The 15,297-nt window shown below is 44.1% G+C and carries 29 protein-coding genes; all 29 read left to right on the top strand.

Annotated features, from left to right (window positions below):
- Positions 1-394, top strand: a 394-nt coding sequence (locus L4C32_RS18075; RefSeq protein WP_489672089.1) for an EF-Tu C-terminal domain-related protein, incomplete at its 5' end; no start/stop codon positions are given.
- A 396-nt stretch (positions 395-790) separates the two neighbouring features.
- Entirely contained in the window at positions 791-1,102 is a 312-nt protein-coding gene (rpsJ, locus tag L4C32_RS18070; RefSeq protein WP_153447923.1) for a 30S ribosomal protein S10, read from the top strand.
- Positions 1,103-1,115: 13 nt separating this feature from the next.
- A complete protein-coding gene (gene rplC / locus L4C32_RS18065; protein WP_428198293.1) occupies positions 1,116-1,745 on the top strand; it encodes a 50S ribosomal protein L3 in 630 nt (209 codons plus the stop codon).
- 16 nt (positions 1,746-1,761) lie between these two features.
- A complete protein-coding gene (gene rplD / locus L4C32_RS18060) occupies positions 1,762-2,364 on the top strand; it encodes a 50S ribosomal protein L4 (RefSeq protein ID WP_428198292.1) in 603 nt (200 codons plus the stop codon).
- Positions 2,361-2,663, top strand: coding sequence for a 50S ribosomal protein L23 (gene rplW / locus L4C32_RS18055; RefSeq protein WP_428198291.1), 303 nt, complete (start codon positions 2,361-2,363; stop codon positions 2,661-2,663). The genes rplD and rplW overlap by 4 nt, the downstream gene beginning before the upstream one ends.
- Positions 2,664-2,680: 17 nt before the next feature.
- Positions 2,681-3,505, top strand: a complete 825-nt coding sequence (gene rplB / locus L4C32_RS18050) for a 50S ribosomal protein L2 (RefSeq protein WP_428198290.1) — start codon at positions 2,681-2,683, stop codon at positions 3,503-3,505.
- Between the two features lie 19 nt (positions 3,506-3,524).
- Positions 3,525-3,803, top strand: coding sequence for a 30S ribosomal protein S19 (gene rpsS, locus L4C32_RS18045; RefSeq protein ID WP_428198289.1), 279 nt, complete (start codon positions 3,525-3,527; stop codon positions 3,801-3,803).
- Positions 3,804-3,813: 10 nt separating this feature from the next.
- The gene (rplV, locus tag L4C32_RS18040) at positions 3,814-4,146 is read left to right on the top strand and encodes a 50S ribosomal protein L22 (protein WP_428198288.1); all 333 of its coding nucleotides are present in this window, start codon (positions 3,814-3,816) and stop codon (positions 4,144-4,146) included.
- 19 nt (positions 4,147-4,165) lie between these two features.
- Positions 4,166-4,864, top strand: a complete 699-nt coding sequence (gene rpsC, locus L4C32_RS18035; protein WP_428198287.1) for a 30S ribosomal protein S3 — start codon at positions 4,166-4,168, stop codon at positions 4,862-4,864.
- Positions 4,865-4,875: 11 nt separating this feature from the next.
- The gene (gene rplP, locus L4C32_RS18030) at positions 4,876-5,286 is read left to right on the top strand and encodes a 50S ribosomal protein L16 (protein ID WP_428198286.1); all 411 of its coding nucleotides are present in this window, start codon (positions 4,876-4,878) and stop codon (positions 5,284-5,286) included.
- Positions 5,286-5,477, top strand: coding sequence for a 50S ribosomal protein L29 (gene rpmC / locus L4C32_RS18025; protein ID WP_428198285.1), 192 nt, complete (start codon positions 5,286-5,288; stop codon positions 5,475-5,477). Before rplP ends, rpmC begins: the two co-directional genes overlap by 1 nt.
- Complete coding sequence (rpsQ, locus tag L4C32_RS18020) at positions 5,477-5,731, top strand: 30S ribosomal protein S17 (RefSeq protein WP_428198284.1); 255 nt, start codon at positions 5,477-5,479, stop codon at positions 5,729-5,731. Before rpmC ends, rpsQ begins: the two co-directional genes overlap by 1 nt.
- Positions 5,732-5,895: 164 nt before the next feature.
- Positions 5,896-6,267 (top strand): 50S ribosomal protein L14, encoded by a 372-nt coding sequence (rplN, locus tag L4C32_RS18015; RefSeq protein ID WP_248008227.1) that lies wholly within the window; start codon positions 5,896-5,898, stop codon positions 6,265-6,267.
- Between the two features lie 12 nt (positions 6,268-6,279).
- Entirely contained in the window at positions 6,280-6,594 is a 315-nt protein-coding gene (gene rplX, locus L4C32_RS18010) for a 50S ribosomal protein L24 (RefSeq protein WP_428198283.1), read from the top strand.
- Positions 6,595-6,608: 14 nt separating this feature from the next.
- Positions 6,609-7,148: a 50S ribosomal protein L5 gene (gene rplE / locus L4C32_RS18005; protein WP_428198282.1), complete on the top strand. Its 540-nt coding sequence runs from the start codon at positions 6,609-6,611 to the stop codon at positions 7,146-7,148.
- Between the two features lie 17 nt (positions 7,149-7,165).
- Positions 7,166-7,471: a 30S ribosomal protein S14 gene (rpsN, locus tag L4C32_RS18000; RefSeq protein WP_428198281.1), complete on the top strand. Its 306-nt coding sequence runs from the start codon at positions 7,166-7,168 to the stop codon at positions 7,469-7,471.
- A 27-nt stretch (positions 7,472-7,498) separates the two neighbouring features.
- Complete coding sequence (rpsH, locus tag L4C32_RS17995) at positions 7,499-7,891, top strand: 30S ribosomal protein S8 (RefSeq protein WP_428198280.1); 393 nt, start codon at positions 7,499-7,501, stop codon at positions 7,889-7,891.
- A gap of 10 nt (positions 7,892-7,901) precedes the next feature.
- Positions 7,902-8,435, top strand: a complete 534-nt coding sequence (gene rplF / locus L4C32_RS17990; RefSeq protein ID WP_428198279.1) for a 50S ribosomal protein L6 — start codon at positions 7,902-7,904, stop codon at positions 8,433-8,435.
- Positions 8,436-8,444: 9 nt separating this feature from the next.
- Entirely contained in the window at positions 8,445-8,798 is a 354-nt protein-coding gene (gene rplR, locus L4C32_RS17985; protein ID WP_428198278.1) for a 50S ribosomal protein L18, read from the top strand.
- 14 nt (positions 8,799-8,812) lie between these two features.
- On the top strand, positions 8,813-9,313 hold the full coding sequence (rpsE, locus tag L4C32_RS17980) for a 30S ribosomal protein S5 (RefSeq protein ID WP_428198277.1): 501 nt from the start codon (positions 8,813-8,815) through the stop codon (positions 9,311-9,313).
- 5 nt (positions 9,314-9,318) lie between these two features.
- Complete coding sequence (rpmD, locus tag L4C32_RS17975; protein ID WP_428198276.1) at positions 9,319-9,498, top strand: 50S ribosomal protein L30; 180 nt, start codon at positions 9,319-9,321, stop codon at positions 9,496-9,498.
- A gap of 5 nt (positions 9,499-9,503) precedes the next feature.
- A complete protein-coding gene (rplO, locus tag L4C32_RS17970) occupies positions 9,504-9,938 on the top strand; it encodes a 50S ribosomal protein L15 (protein WP_428198275.1) in 435 nt (144 codons plus the stop codon).
- Between the two features lie 20 nt (positions 9,939-9,958).
- Complete coding sequence (gene secY / locus L4C32_RS17965) at positions 9,959-11,287, top strand: preprotein translocase subunit SecY (RefSeq protein WP_428198274.1); 1,329 nt, start codon at positions 9,959-9,961, stop codon at positions 11,285-11,287.
- 26 nt (positions 11,288-11,313) lie between these two features.
- A complete protein-coding gene (gene rpmJ / locus L4C32_RS17960; RefSeq protein WP_005417265.1) occupies positions 11,314-11,427 on the top strand; it encodes a 50S ribosomal protein L36 in 114 nt (37 codons plus the stop codon).
- 147 nt (positions 11,428-11,574) lie between these two features.
- Complete coding sequence (gene rpsM / locus L4C32_RS17955) at positions 11,575-11,931, top strand: 30S ribosomal protein S13 (protein ID WP_428198273.1); 357 nt, start codon at positions 11,575-11,577, stop codon at positions 11,929-11,931.
- A 20-nt stretch (positions 11,932-11,951) separates the two neighbouring features.
- Positions 11,952-12,341: a 30S ribosomal protein S11 gene (gene rpsK, locus L4C32_RS17950; RefSeq protein ID WP_005303517.1), complete on the top strand. Its 390-nt coding sequence runs from the start codon at positions 11,952-11,954 to the stop codon at positions 12,339-12,341.
- Between the two features lie 31 nt (positions 12,342-12,372).
- A complete protein-coding gene (rpsD, locus tag L4C32_RS17945; RefSeq protein WP_428198272.1) occupies positions 12,373-12,993 on the top strand; it encodes a 30S ribosomal protein S4 in 621 nt (206 codons plus the stop codon).
- A gap of 23 nt (positions 12,994-13,016) precedes the next feature.
- Positions 13,017-14,006: a DNA-directed RNA polymerase subunit alpha gene (locus L4C32_RS17940; protein ID WP_428198271.1), complete on the top strand. Its 990-nt coding sequence runs from the start codon at positions 13,017-13,019 to the stop codon at positions 14,004-14,006.
- A 34-nt stretch (positions 14,007-14,040) separates the two neighbouring features.
- Positions 14,041-14,418: a 50S ribosomal protein L17 gene (gene rplQ, locus L4C32_RS17935; protein ID WP_428198270.1), complete on the top strand. Its 378-nt coding sequence runs from the start codon at positions 14,041-14,043 to the stop codon at positions 14,416-14,418.
- Positions 14,419-15,297 lie beyond the last annotated feature (879 nt).

The following is a 15,297-nucleotide window of genomic DNA, read 5'->3' as shown; positions in this document are numbered from 1 at the left end:
ACTGCTTGACGAAGGTCGTGCTGGTGAGAACGTTGGTGCACTTCTACGTGGTACTAAGCGTGAAGACGTTGAACGTGGTCAAGTATTGGCAGCGAAAGGTTCAATCAACCCACACACCACTTTTGAATCAGAAGTATACGTACTTTCAAAAGACGAAGGCGGACGTCACACTCCATTCTTCAAAGGTTACCGTCCACAGTTCTACTTCCGTACAACTGATGTAACAGGCGATATCACACTTCCAGAAGGTGTTGAAATGGTAATGCCTGGTGATAACGTACAGATGCACGTTACACTTATCGCGCCAATCGCGATGGATGAAGGTCTACGTTTTGCTATCCGTGAAGGTGGCCGTACAGTAGGTGCTGGTGTTGTTGCTAAAGTAATCGCTTAATAGCCTTATTTTACAATACTCCAAAAAAGGAAGCTTCGGCTTCCTTTTTTTATGTCTATAATTCTATAGAAATCATAAGAATAGATAGTGTTGAAAAATTAAACAATACTATATGTAATTACTCACTTGCACAAAACAGTGTGATCTGTATAATGCCCAGCACTGACCTCTTAGAGGCAGGTGTGAACCAATGAGCACTGAGGAGGGTAAAGAGCATTCAATTGAAGCTTTTTATTCACAATATATACTCAGCTTATGTTCGCGGTTAATGAAAATTAACTGACAATGTACCTAATTTTGGTACTACGGTTTCACATAAATCAATCGACATTCCCTCATTTTTTGAGTGTGAGTGGCGATATTATTTGTGTATTTTAATTATTGGAGCTCTGTCTAATGCAGAACCAACGTATTCGTATCCGACTAAAGGCTTTCGATTATCGTTTAATCGATCAGTCAACTGCGGAAATCGTTGAAACAGCTAAACGTACTGGCGCACAGGTTCGTGGACCTATCCCACTACCAACTCGCAAAGAACGTTTTACTGTTCTTACTTCCCCTCACGTCAATAAAGACGCTCGTGATCAGTACGAAATTCGTACTCACAAACGTCTTATCGACATCGTTGAGCCTACAGATAAAACTGTTGATGCGCTTATGCGTCTAGATCTAGCTGCTGGCGTTGACGTACAGATTAGCTTAGGTTAAGGGAGATAAGATAATGATTGGTCTAGTCGGTCGTAAAGTGGGCATGACCCGCATCTTTACCGAAGATGGCACTTCTATTCCGGTAACTGTTGTTGAAGTTGAAGCAAACCGCGTTTCTCAAGTGAAAACTCTTGAAACTGATGGTTATACTGCAATTCAAGTAACTACCGGAACTAAGAAAGCTAGCCGCGTAAGCAAGCCTAATGCAGGTCATTTTGCTAAAGCTGGCGTTGAAGCTGGCCGTGGTCTTTGGGAATTCCGTTTAGAAAACGGTGAAGAGTTTGAAGTTGGCGCTGAGCTTAACGTTGATCTTTTCACAGAAACAAAAAAAGTAGACGTTACAGGTACTTCTAAAGGTAAAGGCTTCCAAGGCGTAATTAAGCGTTGGAACTTCTCTACTCAAGATATGACCCATGGTAACTCTTTGTCTCATCGTGCTCCGGGTTCAATTGGCCAATGTCAAACTCCAGGTCGCGTATTTAAAGGCAAGAAAATGTCTGGTCACATGGGTGCTGAGCGTGTAACGACTCAAAACCTAGAAATCGTTCGTGTTGATGCTGAGCGCAAACTACTCCTTATTAAAGGTGCAGTCCCTGGTGCAATTGGCGGAAATGTGATCGTTAAACCAGCTGTTAAAGCGTAACGTCTAGGAGATAGTAATGGAATTGATGGTTAAAGGCGCTGATGCGCTAACTGTTTCCGAGACTACATTCGGACGTGAGTTTAATGAAGCTCTTGTACATCAAGTAGTAGTTGCTTTTGCAGCTGGTGCTCGTCAAGGTACTCGTGCTCAAAAAACACGTTCAGAAGTGTCTGGTGGCGGTGCTAAACCATGGCGCCAAAAAGGTACAGGCCGAGCTCGTGCGGGAACTATTCGTAGCCCAATCTGGCGTTCAGGTGGTGTTACTTTTGCTGCGAAACCTCAGGATCACAGCCAAAAAGTAAACAAAAAAATGTACCGTGGTGCTCTTAAGAGCATTCTTTCTGAGTTGGTTCGTCAAGAGCGTTTAGTCGTTGTTGAGAACTTCTCTGTAGAAACGCCAAAAACAAAAGAATTAGTTGCAAAGCTTAAAGAACTTGAGCTTAACGACGTTCTTATCGTTACTGGCGAGGTAGACGAAAATCTATTCTTAGCTGCACGTAACCTATATAAAGTTGATGCACGTGATGTTGCTGGTATTGATCCAGTAAGTCTTGTTGCGTTTAACAAGGTTCTTATAACTGCTGATGCAGTTAAGCAAGTTGAGGAGATGCTGGCATGATCAGTGAAGAGCGTCTACTAAAAGTACTACGTGGCCCGCACATCTCTGAAAAGGCAACGATGGCTGCTGAAAAAAACAATACTATTGTTTTTAAAGTAGCAATCACTGCAACTAAGAAAGAGATCAAAGCAGCTGTAGAAAAGTTGTTTGAGGTTGAAGTTAAGTCTGTTAATACTCTTATCACTAAGGGTAAAACCAAACGTCAAGGTATGCGTATGGGACGTCGTAATGATGTCAAAAAAGCATATGTTATCTTGAAAGAAGGTCAAGACATCGACTTCGTTGGCGGCGCTGAGTAAGACAGGAGTAGTTAAACATGGCTATAGTAAAGTGTAAGCCGACTTCCCCTGGTCGTCGCCACGTTGTTAAAGTGGTAAACTCTGACCTACACAAGGGTAAGCCGTACGCACCTCTTTTAGAGAAAAACTCTAAATCAGGTGGTCGTAACAATACAGGTCGTATCACCGTACGTCACGTTGGTGGTGGTCACAAGCACCATTACCGCATGATCGACTTCAAGCGTACTAAAGATGGTATTCCTGCGAAAATTGAACGCATAGAATACGATCCGAACCGTAGTGCAAACATTGCACTAGCTCTGTACGCAGATGGTGAACGTCGTTATATCATTGCATCAAAAGGCCTAAAAGCTGGTGATGCAATTCAGTCAGGTGTTGATGCGCCAATCAAAGCAGGTAACTGCTTGCCATTGCGTAACATCCCAGTAGGTTCTACAGTTCACTGTATCGAACTTAAGCCTGGCAAAGGCGCTCAGTTGGCTCGTTCAGCTGGTGCTTACGCACAAATCATCGCACGCGATGGCGCATATGTAACATTGCGTCTACGTTCTGGTGAAATGCGCAAAGTTCTTTCCGAGGGTCGCGCGACTGTCGGTGAAGTAGGAAATGCTGAACATATGCTACGTGAACTGGGTAAAGCCGGTGCTACACGTTGGCGTGGCGTTCGTCCAACCGTTCGCGGTGTTGCGATGAACCCAGTTGATCACCCACACGGTGGTGGTGAAGGTCGTACATCTGGTGGCCGTCATCCAGTATCTCCATGGGGTATGCCTACTAAAGGCTTCAAGACCCGTAGTAATAAACGCACCGACAAGTACATTGTACGTCGTCGTAATAAATAATCTATAAGAGGATTACGCCATGCCACGTTCTCTCAAGAAAGGTCCATTTATTGACCTACACTTGCTGAAGAAGGTAGAGAAAGCGGTGGAAAGCGGAGACAAAAAGCCTATTAAGACTTGGTCCCGTCGTTCAATGATCATTCCTACAATGCTCGGTTTGACCATCGCTGTCCATAATGGTCGTCAGCACGTTCCAGTTTTTGTTACCGAAGATATGATCGGTCATAAATTGGGCGAATTCGCACCAACTCGTACTTATCGCGGCCACGCTGCAGATAAGAAAACTAAAAAGCGTTAAGGGGTAAGATATGGAAGCTATAGCTAAACATCGTTTTGCCCACATTTCGCCACAGAAGGCCCGCTTAGTTGCAGACCAAATCCGTGGGAAATCAGTAGACTCGGCGCTTGAACTTTTAACTTTCAGCAACAAAAAAGCGGCTGAATTGATTAAAAAAGTTCTTGAGTCAGCTATTGCTAACGCAGAACACAACGAAGGTGCTGATATTGACGATCTCAATGTCGCTAAAATCTTCGTAGACGAAGGTCCTACCATGAAGCGTATTATGCCTCGTGCGAAGGGTCGTGCAGATCGCATCTTGAAGCGTTCAAGCCACATCAGTATTGTTGTAGCTGATCGTTAAAGACTAGGAGAGAAAGCAAATGGGTCAGAAAGTACATCCTAATGGTATTCGTCTTGGCATCGTCAAGCCTTGGAATGCCACTTGGTTTGCTAACAGCCAAGAGTTCGCTGACAACCTAGACGGCGACTTCAAGGTACGTCAGTTCTTAACTAAAGAGCTGAAAAAAGCATCCCTATCACGCATTGTTATCGAGCGTCCAGCGAAAAGTATCCGTGTGACTATTCACACTGCTCGCCCTGGTGTTGTTATCGGTAAGAAAGGCGAAGATGTTGAAAAGCTACGCGCAGGCGTTGCTAAAATTGCAGGTGTACCGGCGCAGATTAATATCTCCGAAGTACGTAAGCCTGAGCTAGATGGTCAACTTGTAGCTGACAGCATCTCATCACAGCTAGAACGTCGTGTTATGTTCCGTCGTGCTATGAAGCGTGCGGTACAAAATGCAATGCGTCTTGGCGCTAAAGGCATCAAAGTGCAAGTTGGCGGCCGTCTAGGCGGAGCTGAAATTGCACGTTCTGAGTGGTATCGTGAAGGTCGTGTGCCTCTACATACTCTACGTGCTGATATTGATTACGCAACTTCTTCGGCTCACACCCAATACGGTGTGATCGGCGTTAAAGTTTGGATCTTCAAAGGTGAAGTTCTGGGCGGAATGCCGGCTGCAAATGCAGTAGAGCCAAAGGCTGACAAGCCTAAGAAGCAGCGTAGAAGCCGTAAGTAAGGAGCAGACTGATGCTACAACCTAAACGCACTAAGTTCCGTAAGGTTCATACAGGTCGCAACCGTGGTCTAGCTAAAGGTCAAGAAGTCAGCTTCGGCGATTTCGGACTTAAAGCTGTTGGCCGTGGACGTCTTACTGCACGTCAGATCGAAGCCGCACGTCGTGCTATGACTCGTGCTGTTAAGCGTCAAGGCCAAATCTGGATTCGAGTTTTTCCAGATAAGCCAATTACAGAAAAACCACTAGAAGTTCGTCAGGGTAAGGGTAAAGGTAACGTTGAGTACTGGGTAGCCCAAATCCAACCTGGAAAGGTTATGTATGAAATGGACGGTGTACCTGAAGAGTTGGCTCGTGAAGCATTCCGCCTAGCGGCATGTAAACTGCCTATAAAAACTACTTTTGTAACTAAGCAGGTGATGTAATGAAAGCACAAGATCTACGCGAAAAAAGCGTTGCAGAGCTTAATGAAGAGCTTTTGAATTTGCTACGTGAACAGTTCAGCTTGCGTATGCAAACTGCGACTGGTCAACTACAGCAGACTCATACTCTGAAAACTGTACGCCGTGACATCGCACGTGTTAAAACTGTATTGACTGAGAAGGCTGACGCATAATGAGCGACAAAATTCGTACAATGCAAGGTCGTGTAATTAGCAACAAGATGGACAAGTCTATCGTTGTTTCTATTGAACGTATGGTGAAACATCCGATCTACGGAAAATACATCAAACGTACGACTAAGCTTCATGCACATGACGAAAGCAACGAGTGTGGCCTAGGCGACGCTGTTGAAGTTCGTGAATGTCGTCCACTGTCTAAGACTAAATCTTGGACTTTGGTACGAGTTATAGAAAAAGCAAAATCATAATTTGCTGATTTTATAACGCATATAAGCGGTCTCAAATTAATTTTGAGGCCGTTTATTTTTTGACTACCCTTATTTAAAAAAGGGTGGTACAATTCGCAGCCCTTTTAATGAGGGCAGCCCGACCCGTGATGGGTCTAGATTATATAAATTAGCGGAGCACTAACATGATCCAAATGCAAAGTACACTCGAGGCTGCGGATAACTCCGGCGCTCGTAGAGTAATGTGTATTAAGGTCCTGGGTGGTTCACATCGCCGTTATGCACATATCGGAGACGTCATTAAAGTTACTGTTAAGGAAGCAATTCCTCGCGGTAAAGTTAAGAAAGGTGACGTTCTGAAAGCGGTGGTAGTGCGCACTCGTAAAGGCGTTCGTCGTCCAGACGGTTCAGTCATTCGCTTCGACCGTAATGCTTGCGTATTGTTGAATGACACTACTGAGCAACCAGTCGGTACACGTATCTTTGGTCCTGTGACTCGTGAACTTCGCAATGCGAAATTCATGAAGATTGTTTCACTTGCACCAGAAGTTCTGTAAGGAGCGACAAAAATGGCAGCAAAAATCCGTCGTAATGACGAAGTAATCGTACTTACTGGAAAAGATAAAGGTAAGCGCGGTAAGGTAACAGAGGTTCTAGCAACCGGTAAAGTTATCGTTGAAGGTATCAACCTTGTTAAAAAACACCAAAAGCCTGTACCGGCTCTAGGTCAACAAGGCGGTATCGTTGAGCAAGAAGCAGCAATTGATGCTTCAAACATTGCTCTATTCAATGAAGCCACCGGCAAAGCTGACCGTGTAGGTTTCCGTTTCGAAGATGAGAAGAAAGTTCGTTTCTTCAAGTCAAACGGTGAAACAATTAAGTAATTTGGAGTTCTACTATGGCGAAACTGCATGATTACTACAAGTCGTCTGTAGTCGCTGAACTGGCCAAACAGTTTAGCTACTCAAGCGTCATGCAAGTCCCTAGGGTTGAAAAAATCACCCTAAACATGGGTGTTGGTGAAGCAATCAACGATAAAAAACTTCTTGAAAATGCATCAGCTGATATGGCGCTGATCTCTGGCCAAAAGCCTTTGATCACTAAAGCACGTAAATCAGTTGCTGGCTTCAAGATTCGTGAAGGCTACCCAATCGGTTGTAAAGTAACCCTACGTGGCGAACGTATGTGGGAGTTCTTGGAACGTTTGATTTCAATTTCTCTTCCACGTGTACGTGATTTCCGTGGTGTTAGCGCTAAGTCTTTTGACGGACGCGGTAACTACAGCATGGGCGTTCGCGAGCAAATCATCTTCCCAGAAATCGACTACGATAAAGTAGATCGTGTGCGCGGTCTTGATATCACTATCACGACTTCTGCTCAAACTGATGAAGAAGGCCATGCTCTGCTAGCTGCCTTTAACTTCCCATTCCGTAAGTAAGGTGAAGGGTTACTGTTATGGCTAAACAATCTATGAAAGCACGTGAAACGAAGCGTGCAAAGCTAGTAGCTAAGTTCGCTGAAAAGCGTTCTGCACTAAAAGCATTAATAAGCGATGTAAAAGCATCTGAAGAAGAGCGTTGGGACGCAGTGTTAAAACTGCAAGCGCTTCCACGTGATTCAAGTGCATCTCGTCAGCGTAATCGTTGTAACCAAACTGGTCGTCCACACGGTTACCTACGTAAATTCGGTTTAAGCCGCATTAAGGTCCGTGAAGCTTGCATGAAAGGCGAGATTCCGGGACTTCGTAAAGCTAGCTGGTAATGCCACTTTAATCATTGGAGAAATTCTATGAGCATGCAAGATCCGATTTCGGATATGCTGACCCGCGTTCGCAACGGTCAATCAGCACATAAAGTTGCTGTAAAAATGCCTTCATCCAAGCTAAAAGTTGCTATTGCCGCTTTGCTTAAGTCTGAAGGTTACATCGCTGACTTCGCTGTTGAAGGCGAAGTAAAACCTGAGCTAGAAATTACTCTTAAGTACTTTCAAGCTAAACCGGTTATCGAGCAAATCCAACGTGTTTCACGTCCTAGTTTGCGCGTCTATAAGAAAAAAGACGAGCTTCCAACTGTGATGGGTGGCCTTGGGGTTGCAATCGTTTCTACTTCCAAGGGTCTGATGTCAGACCGTGCTGCTCGCAAGGCAGGACTTGGTGGTGAAATCATCTGTTACGTAGCGTAAGGAGTAGAATATGTCTCGTGTTGCAAAAGCACCTGTTGTTCTTCCTGCTGGCGTAGAGTTGAAGTTAAACGGTCAGGAAATCACTATCAAGGGTGGTAAAGGTGAATTATCTCGTGTAATTAACGATGATGTGACTCTTTCCCAAGAAGATAACACTATTGTTTTCACATGGAACGAAAGTAAACCACGAGCTAACGCTCAAGCTGGTACTGCTCGTGCACTTGTGAACAACATGGTTATTGGTGTTACTGAAGGCTTTACTAAAAAGCTTACCCTAAAAGGCGTTGGTTACCGTGCTGCTATTAAAGGCAACACCGTGGCTCTAACGTTGGGCTTCTCGCACCCAGTAGAGCACGCTCTACCTGAAGGTGTTAAAGCTGAATGTCCAAGTCAAACTGAGATCATTATTACTGCTTGTGATAAGCAAGTTGTAGGTCAAGTTGCAGCTGACATTCGTTCTTATCGTGAGCCTGAGCCTTATAAAGGCAAAGGTGTTCGTTACGCCGACGAAGTCGTGCGTACCAAAGAAGCTAAGAAGAAGTAAGGTAACACTATGGATAAGAAAGCATCTCGCATCCGTCGTGCTACACGTGCACGTCGTAAGATTGCCGAGCTGGGCGCTACGCGTCTAGTGATACACCGTACCCCGCGTCATACGTACGCGCAGGTAATCGCATCAAATGGCTCTGAGGTCATCGCTTCTGCTTCTACCCTAGAGAAGTCGATCCGTGAGCAATTGAAATATACCGGTAACGTTGAGGCCGCTACAGCAGTTGGTAAAGCAATCGCTGAACGTGCTATCGAAAAAGGCATTACAACTGTTGCTTTCGATCGTTCTGGTTTCCAATACCACGGACGAGTAGCTGCATTGGCCGATAGTGCCCGTGAAGCTGGTCTGAAATTCTAAGGTAGGGTTGGAAGATGGCAAAAGAACAACAACAAGCTTCAGATTTAAATGAAAAACTGATCGCTGTAAACCGTGTTTCAAAAACGGTTAAAGGTGGTCGAATCTTTAGCTTTACTGCACTAACAGTAGTTGGTGACGGTAATGGTCGTGTAGGTTTCGGATACGGTAAAGCCCGTGAAGTACCTGCAGCGATTCAAAAATCAATGGAAAAAGCACGTCGCAACATGTTTAACATTGCATTGAACGACGGTACTCTTCACCACGCAGTAAAAGGTCGCCACACTGGTTCTAAAGTGTACATGCAGCCTGCGTCTGAAGGTACTGGTATCATTGCCGGTGGTGCGATGCGTGCAGTACTAGAGGTTGTGGGTGTCCGCAACGTTCTAGCAAAAGCTTACGGCTCTACTAACCCAATCAACGTTGTTCGCGCAACAATTGATGGACTTAGTGGTATGAAGTCACCTGAGATGGTAGCTGCTAAGCGTGGTCTAACTGTTGAATCTATTTCGGAGTAAGTACCATGGCTAAAACTATCAAAGTAACTCAGATTAAAAGCTCAATCGGTCGTTTACCTAGACACAAATTGTGTCTTACAGGTCTTGGCCTTCGTCGAATCAACCATACAGTTGAAGTTGAAGATACTGCTTGCGTACGCGGCATGATCAACAAAGTTCACTATATGGTTAAAGTTGAGGAGTAATCACAATGCGTTTGAATACTCTATCACCGGCTGCAGGCTCTAAACCTTCTAAGAAGCGTGTAGGTCGTGGTATCGGTTCTGGCCTAGGTAAAACTGGTGGCCGTGGTCACAAAGGCCAAAAATCTCGCTCTGGCGGTTCTGTTCGTCCAGGTTTTGAAGGCGGTCAAATGCCTTTGAAACAGCGTCTACCTAAATTCGGTTTTACTTCTCGTAAGAGTCTAGTAACAGCTGAAGTTCGTCTTAGCGAGTTAGCTAAAGTCGAAGGTGGCGTTGTAGATCTTAACAGCCTTAAAGCTGCTAACCTTGTCACTAAAAACATTGAGTTCGTGAAAATCGTTCTTTCTGGTGACATCGCTACAGCGGTAACTGTTAAAGGTTTACGCGTAACGAAAGGTGCTGTTGCTGCGATTGAAGCTGCAGGTGGTAAAATCGAGGCTTAATTCCTTGAGGATGAGGTACAATGGCTAAACAACCAGGACAAGATTTCCGTAGTGCACAGGGCGGCTTAGCCGAACTAAAATCGCGTCTATTATTCGTGGTAGGTGCATTACTAGTATTCCGAGCTGGCTCTTTTGTGCCGATTCCTGGTATTGATGCTGCTGTACTTGCAGATCTGTTCCAACAACAGAAAGGTACCATTATTGAACTGTTTAACATGTTCTCTGGTGGTGCTCTCTCTCGTGCTTCAATATTAGCACTGGGTATCATGCCGTATATTTCTGCGTCTATTGTTATTCAGTTGCTAACTGTTGTTCATCCAGCATTAGCTGAGTTGAAGAAAGAGGGTGAATCTGGCCGACGTAAAATCAGTCAGTACACTCGCTACGGCACGTTAGTGTTGGCAACCTTCCAAGCAATTGGTATTGCGACAGGTTTACCGAATATGATACCTGGATTAGTTGCTAATCCAGATTTCACTTTCTACCTTGTTGCAACTGTCAGTTTGGTTACCGGTACCATGTTTTTAATGTGGTTAGGTGAGCAAATTACAGAGCGCGGTATTGGTAACGGTATATCTTTGATTATCTTTACTGGTATTGTTGCAGGGTTACCACCAGCAATTGGACAGACTATCGAGCAAGCGCGTCAAGGTGAATTGCATGTACTTCTTCTACTACTAATTGCAGTTTTATCTTTCGCAGTTATTTACTTTGTAGTGTTTATGGAGCGTGGGCAACGTCGTATCGTCGTTAACTATGCAAAAAGACAGCAAGGCCGTAAGGTGTTTGCAGCTCAAAGTACGCATCTACCATTGAAAATTAATATGGCTGGTGTAATACCTGCGATTTTTGCATCTAGTATCATACTTTTTCCAGGCACGCTGGCACAGTGGTTTGGTCAAAATGAGTCTCTAGGATGGCTAAGTGATATTTCACTGGCGTTAAGTCCTGGTCAGCCTCTGTATGTTATGCTTTATGCAGCCGCAATTATCTTTTTCTGTTTCTTCTATACAGCGTTGGTGTTTAACCCTCGCGAAACAGCAGATAACTTGAAGAAGTCAGGTGCCTTCGTACCCGGAATCCGCCCAGGTGAACAGACAGCGAAATATATAGATAAAGTGATGACAAGGCTTACCCTAGCGGGCGCTATGTATATTACCTTTATCTGTCTAATACCTGAATTCATGATGATAGCTTGGAACGTACGCTTCTATTTTGGCGGTACTTCCCTACTAATCGTAGTTGTTGTTATTATGGACTTTATGGCTCAAGTGCAGACTCATTTGATGTCTCAGCAATATGAGTCTGTGTTGAAAAAAGCGAATCTAAAAGGCGGCGCAAGTCGTTAATTAGTTTCCATTTACGGAGTTTAGCAATGAAAGTTCGTGCTTCCGTTAAAAAAATCTGCCGCAACTGTAAAGTTATTAAGCGCAACGGTGTTGTGCGTGTAATTTGCGTTGAACCTAAGCATAAACAGCGCCAAGGTTAATTAGCAGAATTTTTTACTTGAAATTAAAAGTTAGGCCGAGTATATTCCTCGGCCTACCTTTTGCGTGCAAAAGAAGTAGTTTTGGCCACAACGTATCCTCATCGGGCTCTGTTGTGGTTCTTCTTATAAAAGTACTAGGAGTGAATAGTGGCCCGTATAGCAGGCATTAACATTCCTGATCATAAACATACCGTGATTGCACTAACCGCAATCTTCGGCATTGGTAAGACCCGCGCTCAAGCTATTGTAGCTGAAGCAGGTATTGCTGGTGAAGTTAAGATCAGTGAACTAAGTGAAGAGCAGATTGATATTCTGCGTGATGGTGTTGCCAAGTACACTGTAGAAGGCGACTTACGTCGTGAAGTTTCCATGAGCATCAAGCGTCTAATGGACCTTGGTTGCTACCGTGGTATACGTCACCGTCGCGGTCTACCGTTACGTGGACAGCGTACTAAAACCAACGCACGTACCCGTAAGGGTCCGCGCAAGCCGATCAAACGTTAATCGGATAAGGTAGGTACTTAATGGCAAAGCAACCAACTCGCGCTCGTAAGCGCGTACGTAAGCAAGTAGCTGATGGCGTAGCGCACATTCATGCTTCTTTCAATAATACCATCGTGACTATCACGGATCGCCAAGGTAACGCATTAGCTTGGGCTACTGCAGGTGGTTCTGGTTTCCGCGGTTCTCGTAAATCTACTCCGTTCGCAGCACAGGTTGCCGCTGAACGTTGTGGTGAAATGGCCAAAGAATATGGCGTAAAGAACCTGGAAGTTATGGTTAAGGGCCCTGGTCCTGGTCGTGAGTCTACTATCCGCGCGTTAAACGCTGCTGGATACCGTATCACTAACATTGTTGATGCGACTCCGATTCCTCATAACGGTTGTCGTCCACCTAAGAAACGTCGTGTATAACGAACGCATCTAGGATTATTGGAGAAAGATCATGGCAAGATATTTGGGTCCTAAGCTTAAGCTTAGCCGTCGCGAAGGTACTGACTTATTTCTTAAGTCTGGCGTCCGCGCGATTGAAACCAAGTGTAAAATAGATAACGCCCCAGGTGTTCACGGCGCACGTCGTGGCCGTCTATCTGAATATGGCGTTCAGCTTCGTGAGAAGCAAAAAGTTCGTCGTATGTATGGCGTTCTAGAAAAACAATTCCGTAACTACTATAAAGAAGCTGCACGCCTTAAAGGCAATACAGGTGAAAACTTGTTGCAGTTACTTGAAGGCCGTCTAGATAACGTAGTTTATCGTATGGGTTTCGGAGCTACTCGCTCTGAATCTCGTCAACTAGTTAGCCATAAGTCTATTCTAGTTAACGGTAACGTTGTAAACGTTCCTTCATTCAAAGTTGCGGCTAATGACGTTGTAAGTATTCGTGAAAAAGCTAAAAAGCAATCACGTATTCAAGCGGCTCTAGAAGTTGCTGCACAACGTGAAAAACCAACTTGGATTGAAGTAGATGCTGGCAAAATGGAAGGCTCTTTCAAGCGTCTTCCAGAACGTTCCGACTTGTCTGCCGACATCAACGAACACCTGATCGTCGAGCTTTACTCTAAGTAAAGCTATAATATAGAGAGGACACAATGCAGGGTTCTGTAACAGAATTTCTTAAGCCACGTCTTGTTGACATTGAACAAGTTAACTCGACTCATGCAAAAGTAACTCTTGAGCCATTAGAGCGTGGTTTTGGCCACACTCTTGGGAATGCTCTTCGTCGTATTCTACTATCTTCAATGCCGGGTTGTGCCGTAACTGAAGCTGAGATCGAAGGGGTATTGCACGAGTACAGCACCAAAGAAGGGATCCAAGAAGATATTCTTGAAGTTCTTCTAAACCTTAAGGGCCTTGCCATTAAGGTTGAGGGTAAAGATGAAGTTATCGTTACTCTTAACAAATCTGGTGCAGGCCCTGTCGTTGCAGGCGACATCACCCATGATGGTGATGTTGAGATTGCGAACCCAGAGCACGTTATCTGCCACCTAACTGATGACAATGCTGAAATCAGCATGAGAATCAAGGTAGAGCGTGGTCGTGGTTATGTACCAGCATCAGCGCGTATTCATACTGAAGAAGATGAGCGTCCTATTGGTCGTTTGCTTGTCGACGCAACTTTCAGCCCTGTAGACAAAATTGCCTACAATGTTGAAGCTGCTCGTGTAGAGCAACGTACCGATTTAGACAAACTTGTCATCGATATGGAAACAAACGGTACACTTGATCCTGAGGAAGCCATTCGTCGAGCAGCAACTATTCTTGCTGAACAATTGGATGCATTTGTAGATCTTCGTGATATACGAGTTCCTGAAGAGAAAGAAGAGAAACCAGAGTTCGATCCGATCCTGCTCCGCCCTGTAGACGATCTTGAACTAACGGTTCGCTCTGCTAACTGTTTGAAAGCAGAAGCGATTCACTACATCGGTGATCTGGTTCAGCGTACTGAGGTTGAGCTACTTAAAACGCCAAACCTCGGTAAGAAATCTTTGACAGAAATCAAAGATGTTTTGGCTTCTCGTGGTCTGTCTCTAGGTATGCGCCTAGAAAACTGGCCTCCTGCGTCAATCGCTGAAGATTAATCAGATACTGATATCTAGTTAGAAGGATTAGGTCATGCGCCATCGTAAGAGTGGTCGTCAACTCAACCGTAATAGCAGTCATCGCAAAGCGATGTTCAGCAATATGGCTAGCTCATTGGTACGTCACGAAGTAATCAAGACTACCTTGCCAAAAGCAAAAGAGCTACGTCGAGTGGTTGAGCCATTGATTACATTAGCTAAGACTGACAGTGTTGCAAACCGTCGTCTTGCATTTGCACGTACTCGTGATAGCGAAGTAGTAGCAAAATTATTTACTGAATTAGGTCCACGTTTTGCAGAACGTGCTGGCGGTTATACTCGCATTCTTAAATGTGGTTTCCGTACTGGTGACAAAGCTCCAATGGCATACATTGAGCTTGTGGATCGTCCAGAAGAAGAAGCAGCTGAGTAATGAGCACTTTTTAATCTGAAGTAAACAAAAGGCCAAGTCATCGACTTGGCCTTTTTTATATCCTTCTAATTCCATACTCTATCAAATCACCATCCAACCCATATTTAATGATGAAGCTGCATACAGTCAATATCATACTTATTGATATTTCTGTGTGTACCTATTAAAACTATCGAGATCTTTATAGATACAGAATGTCGTCAGTCTTTTTCAAGACACAGAGATGCAGCTCATAAATAGTTATACAAGTAATGTTATATATATTTTTGCTTAGCTATATAGAGACAACTATATTAAACAAGTTAGGGGAGTGAAAAGTAGATTGCCACTCAGAATAATTTCCTTGGTACTTTTTCACCATTCTGTTTATCGGTACATTTGACTCCATTGTGAATAAGGTTGTGAATAAGTTCTGCTTAAGATGTGCTTAAAAAGGTATGAAAATAAAGTTGATTATTAACTGTTCAGTCGACCATTTTTTACTAAAAAAACGTGAATAACTGCTTGCCATGTGGATCGATCTCTCTATAATGCGTCCTCACTGACACGGAGCGGCTTCTTCTTTTAGAAACCAAGAGCCATAAAGGGTTCTAGCTCAGTCGGTAGGACAACAAGCCACGAGAAATAAGTTTAAAAAAGTGTTTGACACTAGAGCTTAAATCGCTAAAATGGCCGTCCACTTAAACGAACTGACCGAAAGGTTTGAAAGTTTAAGAATTGCTCTTTAACAATTTGACCATGCAATTTGTGTGGGCACTCGTGAATAGATTATCAAAAAATAATCTCAATGAACTGAGTGGCCTTAATCRATAAGTTTCGAYTTATTGACACAGTCAAATCGTTCAAACGAAAGTTTGAACAAAATCAGTAATAATCATT

Origin of the sequence: Aliivibrio kagoshimensis, from assembly GCF_050337105.1 — a bacterium.
In the GTDB taxonomy this organism is placed as follows: domain Bacteria; phylum Pseudomonadota; class Gammaproteobacteria; order Enterobacterales; family Vibrionaceae; genus Aliivibrio_A; species Aliivibrio_A kagoshimensis.
The sequence above is the reverse complement of the archived record's forward strand: the minus strand, read 5'-3'. Positions and strand labels throughout refer to the sequence as shown.

Excerpts from the sequence above, each read along its gene's own strand:
- rpsJ (WP_153447923.1), top strand. The coding sequence starts at position 791 with ATGCAGAACCAACGTATTCGTATCCGACTAAAGGCTTTCGATTATCGT.
- rplC (WP_428198293.1), top strand. The coding sequence starts at position 1,116 with ATGATTGGTCTAGTCGGTCGTAAAGTGGGCATGACCCGCATCTTTACC.
- rplD (WP_428198292.1), top strand. The coding sequence starts at position 1,762 with ATGGAATTGATGGTTAAAGGCGCTGATGCGCTAACTGTTTCCGAGACT.
- rplW (WP_428198291.1), top strand. The coding sequence starts at position 2,361 with ATGATCAGTGAAGAGCGTCTACTAAAAGTACTACGTGGCCCGCACATC.
- rplB (WP_428198290.1), top strand. The coding sequence starts at position 2,681 with ATGGCTATAGTAAAGTGTAAGCCGACTTCCCCTGGTCGTCGCCACGTT.
- rpsS (WP_428198289.1), top strand. The coding sequence starts at position 3,525 with ATGCCACGTTCTCTCAAGAAAGGTCCATTTATTGACCTACACTTGCTG.
- rplV (WP_428198288.1), top strand. The coding sequence starts at position 3,814 with ATGGAAGCTATAGCTAAACATCGTTTTGCCCACATTTCGCCACAGAAG.
- rpsC (WP_428198287.1), top strand. The coding sequence starts at position 4,166 with ATGGGTCAGAAAGTACATCCTAATGGTATTCGTCTTGGCATCGTCAAG.
- rplP (WP_428198286.1), top strand. The coding sequence starts at position 4,876 with ATGCTACAACCTAAACGCACTAAGTTCCGTAAGGTTCATACAGGTCGC.
- rpmC (WP_428198285.1), top strand. The coding sequence starts at position 5,286 with ATGAAAGCACAAGATCTACGCGAAAAAAGCGTTGCAGAGCTTAATGAA.
- rpsQ (WP_428198284.1), top strand. The coding sequence starts at position 5,477 with ATGAGCGACAAAATTCGTACAATGCAAGGTCGTGTAATTAGCAACAAG.
- rplN (WP_248008227.1), top strand. The coding sequence starts at position 5,896 with ATGATCCAAATGCAAAGTACACTCGAGGCTGCGGATAACTCCGGCGCT.
- rplX (WP_428198283.1), top strand. The coding sequence starts at position 6,280 with ATGGCAGCAAAAATCCGTCGTAATGACGAAGTAATCGTACTTACTGGA.
- rplE (WP_428198282.1), top strand. The coding sequence starts at position 6,609 with ATGGCGAAACTGCATGATTACTACAAGTCGTCTGTAGTCGCTGAACTG.
- rpsN (WP_428198281.1), top strand. The coding sequence starts at position 7,166 with ATGGCTAAACAATCTATGAAAGCACGTGAAACGAAGCGTGCAAAGCTA.
- rpsH (WP_428198280.1), top strand. The coding sequence starts at position 7,499 with ATGAGCATGCAAGATCCGATTTCGGATATGCTGACCCGCGTTCGCAAC.
- rplF (WP_428198279.1), top strand. The coding sequence starts at position 7,902 with ATGTCTCGTGTTGCAAAAGCACCTGTTGTTCTTCCTGCTGGCGTAGAG.
- rplR (WP_428198278.1), top strand. The coding sequence starts at position 8,445 with ATGGATAAGAAAGCATCTCGCATCCGTCGTGCTACACGTGCACGTCGT.
- rpsE (WP_428198277.1), top strand. The coding sequence starts at position 8,813 with ATGGCAAAAGAACAACAACAAGCTTCAGATTTAAATGAAAAACTGATC.
- rpmD (WP_428198276.1), top strand. The coding sequence starts at position 9,319 with ATGGCTAAAACTATCAAAGTAACTCAGATTAAAAGCTCAATCGGTCGT.
- rplO (WP_428198275.1), top strand. The coding sequence starts at position 9,504 with ATGCGTTTGAATACTCTATCACCGGCTGCAGGCTCTAAACCTTCTAAG.
- secY (WP_428198274.1), top strand. The coding sequence starts at position 9,959 with ATGGCTAAACAACCAGGACAAGATTTCCGTAGTGCACAGGGCGGCTTA.
- rpmJ (WP_005417265.1), top strand. The coding sequence starts at position 11,314 with ATGAAAGTTCGTGCTTCCGTTAAAAAAATCTGCCGCAACTGTAAAGTT.
- rpsK (WP_005303517.1), top strand. The coding sequence starts at position 11,952 with ATGGCAAAGCAACCAACTCGCGCTCGTAAGCGCGTACGTAAGCAAGTA.
- rpsD (WP_428198272.1), top strand. The coding sequence starts at position 12,373 with ATGGCAAGATATTTGGGTCCTAAGCTTAAGCTTAGCCGTCGCGAAGGT.
- L4C32_RS17940 (WP_428198271.1), top strand. The coding sequence starts at position 13,017 with ATGCAGGGTTCTGTAACAGAATTTCTTAAGCCACGTCTTGTTGACATT.
- rplQ (WP_428198270.1), top strand. The coding sequence starts at position 14,041 with ATGCGCCATCGTAAGAGTGGTCGTCAACTCAACCGTAATAGCAGTCAT.